Here is a 2284-nt window from a genome sequence, read left to right as displayed (position 1 = left end):
TCGAGGGTGTCGATGAACCAGAGCCTGCGCTGGGCCGACGAGAGGGGGAGACGGTCGGGCCGGTCGGTGCGCGCCACGGGCCGGGTGCGGGCGGTGGCGGCTCGGGTGCCTTCGGCGCCGGGGGCGGCGGCGCGGGCGGTGATGCGGCGGGCGAGCGCGTCGGGGGTGGGGGCGAGGAGAAGGTCGCGGACCTGGACGTCGGCGCCGAGGCGGGCGCGGATCCGGTTGGCGAGCCGGACACCGCTCATGGAGTGGCCGCCGATGGTGAAGAAGCCTTCGTGCGCGCCGACGCCGTCGAGGCCGAGGACGTCGGCGAACAGGGCGCGGAGGGTGTCGACGAGTTCCGTGTCGGCGGGGTCCGGCGTCCCGGGGCCCGCCGCGGCGGGTCCGGCCGCGGCGGCGCGGGCGTGCCTCTCGTCCAGGGCGCGGCGGTCGGCGGCGGGGATCAGCGCCTCGTCCCGTACCGGTGCGCCGGGGGTGTCGGCGGCGGCGCGCAGGGCGCGGGCGAGGGCGGTGAGGAGGAGCCGGGGGACGTCGTCGTCGAAGACGTCGCGGGCGTACTCCAGGGCGAGGCTCAGCCCGGCGGGGGCGCCCGTCGCGTCGCGGTGGTCGACGCAGGCGGCGGTGAGGTCGAACTTCGTGGTGGCGGGGGTGTCGTCGGTGGCGAAGCGGCCCGTCAGGTCACCGAGGGCGAAGGCGTGCTCGTCGGGTCCCGCCGTGCGCAGGGTGAGCATCACCTGGAAGAGGGGATGGACGCCGGGCAGGCGGGGCGGGCCCAGCCGTTCGACCAGGAGGTCGAAGGGGAGCCCCTGGTGGGCGAAGGCGTCGAGGTCGGTGTCGCGGACCCGGTCGAGGAGGGCGGCGAAGGCCGGTGTGCCGGAGGTGTCGGTCGGCAGGACGACCGTGTTGACGAAGAAGCCGACGAGGTCGTCGAGGGCCTCGTCGTCGCGGCCGGCGACGGGTGTGCCGAGGGCGGTGCGGTCACCCGCGCCGGCGGCGCGCAGCGCGAGGGCCAGGGCGGTCTGGAGGACCATGAGCACGCTGGCGTCGTGCGCCTCGGCGAGGCGGACGAGCCGGGCGTGGACGGCGGGTTCGAGGACGGTGTTCACCAGGGCGCCGGCGTGGTCGCGGGCGGCGGGCCGGGGCCGGTCGAGCGGCAGGGCGGTGACGTCGGGCAGGCCGGCGAGGGCGGTCCGCCAGTGGGCGAGGCCGCGGGCGGCGGCGGAGTCGGGGTCGCCTGGGTCGCCGAGCACGTCGTGCTGCCAGAGGGTGTAGTCGGCGTACTGGACGGGCAGCGGCTCCCACGCGGGGGCGCGGCCGGCGGCGCGGGCCGTGTAGGCGCGGGCGAGGTCGGCCATCAGGGGGCGGAGCGACCAGCCGTCCCCGGCGACGTGGTGGAGGAGGACCGCGAGGGTGGCGCCGGGCCCGTCCTCGGGGACGAAGAGGGCGACACGCAGCGGGAGTTCGCGGGCCAGGTCGAAAGTTCCGGCGGTGAAGCGGGCGATCTCGGCGGGGAGTTCGGCGGCGGGCCGGTCGACGGTCCGGAGCCGTACGGCGCCTGCGGCGAGGACGTGCTGGTACGGCTCGTCCTCGGGGGCGAGGAGGACGGTGCGGAGGACCTCGTGCCGTTCGGTGAGGTCGGCGACGGCGGCGGCGAGTGCCGCCCGGTCGGGGGCCGCGTCCAGGTGGAGGACGACCGGCATGTTGTAGGCGGCGGAGGGACCGTCGAGCTGGTTGACCAGCCACAGGCGCCGCTGGGCGTGGGAGAGCGGCACCCGGTCCGCGGCGGGCAGCGGGTCCTCGTGGACGACGGGCAGCCGGGGGTCGGTGGTGCGCAGCACCTTGCGGTTGATCTTGCCGGAGCTGGTGCGGGGCAGGGCGACGACGACCGGGACGGCGGCCGGTACGGCCGCGGCCGGCATCCGCTCGCGCACCCAGGCGCGCAGTTCCTCGGCGCCGGTGCCGCCGTCGGTGACGGTGAAGGCGACGAGCCGCTTGACGCCGCCGGCGTCCTGCTGGGCGACGACGGCGGCCTCGCGGACGGCGGGGTGGCCGGCGAGGACGGAGTCGACGGCCGCCGGGTCGATGCGCTGGCCGCCGATCTTCACCTCGTCGTCGAGACGCCCGTGGTAGAGGATCTGCCGGTCGTCGGAGAGGCTGACGAGGTCACCGGTGCGGTAGGCGCGTTCGCCGTCCAGCTCGGTGAAGCGGCGGGCGTTCAGTTCGGGGCGGTGGAGGTAGCCGCGGGTGAGGCCGCCGCCGAGCAGCCACAGCTCGCCGGCGA

1 protein-coding gene is annotated in these 2284 nt (G+C 77.0%); it reads right to left on the bottom strand.

Annotated elements, in window-relative coordinates:
• On the bottom strand, window positions 1–2284 hold a 2284-nt coding region (locus RIF68_RS34850; protein WP_309055535.1), incomplete at both ends, for a condensation domain-containing protein.

The sequence above is a fragment of the Streptomyces sp. genome, from assembly GCF_031178505.1.
Taxonomy (GTDB): domain Bacteria; phylum Actinomycetota; class Actinomycetes; order Streptomycetales; family Streptomycetaceae; genus Streptomyces; species Streptomyces gulbargensis.
Note: the sequence above shows the minus strand (reverse complement) of the source record. Positions and strands in the feature narration are given on the sequence as shown.